The 1989-nt window shown below is 52.1% G+C and carries 1 protein-coding gene and 2 pseudogenes; 1 reads left to right on the top strand and 2 read right to left on the bottom strand.

What is annotated here, in order from left to right; genetic code table 11:
* A pseudogene (locus ACXJ5O_RS25420) lies at positions 1–314 on the bottom strand (hypothetical protein); the annotation flags it as partial.
* 185 nt (positions 315–499) lie between these two features.
* On the opposite strand from ACXJ5O_RS25420, the gene ACXJ5O_RS25415 reads away from it, so the two are divergent.
* Positions 500–826, top strand: coding sequence for a helix-turn-helix domain-containing transcriptional regulator (locus ACXJ5O_RS25415; protein WP_457302331.1), 327 nt, complete (start codon positions 500–502; stop codon positions 824–826).
* A 358-nt stretch (positions 827–1184) separates the two neighbouring features.
* On the opposite strand, the pseudogene ACXJ5O_RS25410 reads toward ACXJ5O_RS25415, so the two are convergent.
* Positions 1185–1949, bottom strand: a pseudogene (locus ACXJ5O_RS25410) (DUF1214 domain-containing protein); the annotation flags it as partial.
* Positions 1950–1989: the final 40 nt, after the last annotated feature.

The raw sequence follows: 1989 nt of genomic DNA, 5'->3' as shown, positions 1-1989 counted from the left end.
ATGTGGTTTCGAGCGATGATGAGTTTGACTGTCCATTGTGGACCAAGGCTCACAATCACAACTATCAGGAATATTGCACCAACAAGATAGATGGCCATTCCGAGCAAAGTGACTTGGTCTATACTGTAGTCAGAAAACGCGTATTCGGTGATCGCACACAGATAAAACGCAACATGCGCGACAGCCAGAATGTTTGAGTTGGCCTTGCCAATTTCCGTGCCGCCGGCAGCTTTCAGCTTCCGCTCATTGCTGATCGAAATGAGGAGCGTCGCCACCCGGAATGTAACAGCAAGAGTGATAAAAAGAGTAAGCATCGCARCCTCTTGCTCGTTAAGAGCCCGTTCGTTCTGACCGTCGAATCATCGCATCTGTCAGCCGTGTTCTATAAGCGACACCAAGACTTTCTCCAAGGTGTGATAGTCCATTGGCAAAACCAGTTCTTCAGTTACGGCTTGCGTTTGTCAAAAGTAATATACTAATATCACATTTCTTGACGACCATGGCACTGTGTCGCAGTTTCAAGGATACGGTGAAGGCGCGGGCTGAGCGCGATCCAGAGTTTCGAGCAACACTTCTCGGCAAGGCCGTTGAGGCATTCGCGGCGGGTGATGCGGATTCTGGCAAGGCGCTGATACGAGACTACATCAACGCGACCGTCGGCTTTGATCAGCTCAGCGAAGCCATGGCGATGGATCCGAAGAACTTGATGCGGATGTTCGGGCCACGTGGCAATCCGCGCCTTGCCAATCTTTCGGCGGTCCTTCGGGAGCTCAATCGTCGTGAAGCGGTACATTTTAAAGTCGAGCCCGCGCGTTTGTCCGGTTGAAGGAGCGCCATGCGACATGGCCTGACTGCAGCAGCGATGATGTTCTTGTTCTGTGCTTCGAAAATTGCATAAGGCCTCAACCGGAACAAACCTCCGTAACTGTTCAGGCCCGGCGCGACAGGGGGATTGGATCATCGAATTTGAACATGGGTTGCCCCTTTTCTCGTTGGTCTTCAACGATCAGGAAACGATTACTTGGCCGGCACAACCAGCGGTGCGCCTGTCCTGACGATATATGTGTGGGTAGAAAATCTTCTCGGTAATGCGAGAGCGACGCACGCCGATGATAATCCAAGCAAAGCCCAACTTTGACTTTGCGCACTATACGGCTCGCTGGCACGGAAGTATCGTCAACTCTCCTTTTCACAGGGGGCAGAATCCATGAGCCGTCAAGCAGCGACGGGTTGCTCTCCTTTGGCCAATAAAGACGCATCATCAGCACCAACTTGCCTTTCGGTGCAGGTAGCCAGTTGGCTTCTTTGTCCGCGCCTGGGCTGGCATTTTGAATGAACAGGTCAGTGGACCCATCCGCGTTCATTTTTAGATCTTGGCGGGCACTGATCGAGTAGCGATTGATCGGATTCTCGACAAAAAGTAGTTCTCGTCATACATAGTCAGGGACCAGAAGCCGCCGACTGGCGGCATTGCTCCTTTTTTGAACGGTCAGCACGTAGTTCTCTGAACCCTCATAGGCGCGCTTTATCAATCCGCCATCGTATTTTGCCGAAAAGGGATAAATCGCATCCTGCGGCCGGTTGGCGCCGAGCCCGATCGCAGTAATGAGTGCGCGTTGAATGTAGTTGATGCCATAGATGCCGGTCTTGGTGGTAAAGTCCCAGCTATCGACGTCCTTCACGTCGCCGTCGCTGAATTTGTAGTGCAGCATGATGCGATCAAATCCGACCTGCGGCACCCGCTTCACCAATGCAGGGTCGAACTTGCTCTTGTCCTTGCCAGGCACGATGCCGATCCGCGCCAACTTCTCGACCATCAATTCATCGGCTTCGCTCGGAGGATTGGTTTTGAGCAATTCGGCAAGCAGGGCGAAATACTCGACGGCATCCATACGGTTGACCTGATCGCGCACTGCTGTCTTGGTATCGATAGCAGGATCAACCTTGCCTTTCGATGATTAAATGCAAGTAATTTTAATGGAGTTAGAC

It is taken from the genome of Phyllobacterium sp. P5_D12, from assembly GCF_054049495.1.
Note: the sequence above shows the minus strand (reverse complement) of the source record. Positions and strands in the feature narration are given on the sequence as shown.